At 46.7% G+C, this 613-nt stretch carries 2 tRNA genes and 1 rRNA gene; all 3 read right to left on the reverse strand.

Annotation, left to right across the window (positions count from 1 at the left end):
• Window positions 1-101: 101 nt before the first annotated feature.
• Window positions 102-177: transfer RNA gene (locus AEA42_RS19675), tRNA-Ala, on the reverse strand.
• A gap of 137 nt (window positions 178-314) precedes the next feature.
• Window positions 315-391, reverse strand: a tRNA-Ile gene (locus tag AEA42_RS19680).
• Window positions 392-510: 119 nt separating this feature from the next.
• Window positions 511-613, reverse strand: a 16S ribosomal RNA gene (locus tag AEA42_RS19685); the annotation flags it as partial.

Raw genomic sequence — 613 nt, forward strand, 5'->3', positions numbered from 1 at the left:
TTAATTACTATCAGCTTTCCAAATTGTTAAAGAGCGGGCTTAAAAAAGCCAAAGATAATGTTTTAGTTTATCTTTGGCATCTCTAACCATAATGCAGTAAATGGTGGAGCTATGCGGGATCGAACCGCAGACCTCCTGCGTGCAAGGCAGGCGCTCTCCCAGCTGAGCTATAGCCCCATTTACATGCAGTGCGAGTAAATAAGATGTTCCAAACCTCTTAAAGGATTGGTTTGCCAATCATTTCTTATCAAGGCGGACAGTGGCGACGTTTAGTTCACTAAACGAGTCACTTTCCAACGCTGAGAAGGAAGGATTGGTGGGTCAGAGTGGACTTGAACCACCGACCTCACCCTTATCAGGGGTGCGCTCTAACCAGCTGAGCTACAGACCCATCTTTTACTCTATCTTCTATCAAGCAAATCTGTGTGAACACTCAAAAGGTACACGGATGTACCGAATGTCGAAAATGCAGGATCATTTTTCGACCAAACATCGAGTTAGTCGTATAGGTAAGGAGGTGATCCAGCCCCAGGTTCCCCTAGGGCTACCTTGTTACGACTTCACCCCAGTCATGAACCACAAAGTGGTGAGCGCCCCCCCGAAGGTTAAGCTA

This window comes from Shewanella sp. Sh95 (assembly GCF_001308045.1).
Classification (GTDB): domain Bacteria; phylum Pseudomonadota; class Gammaproteobacteria; order Enterobacterales; family Shewanellaceae; genus Shewanella; species Shewanella xiamenensis.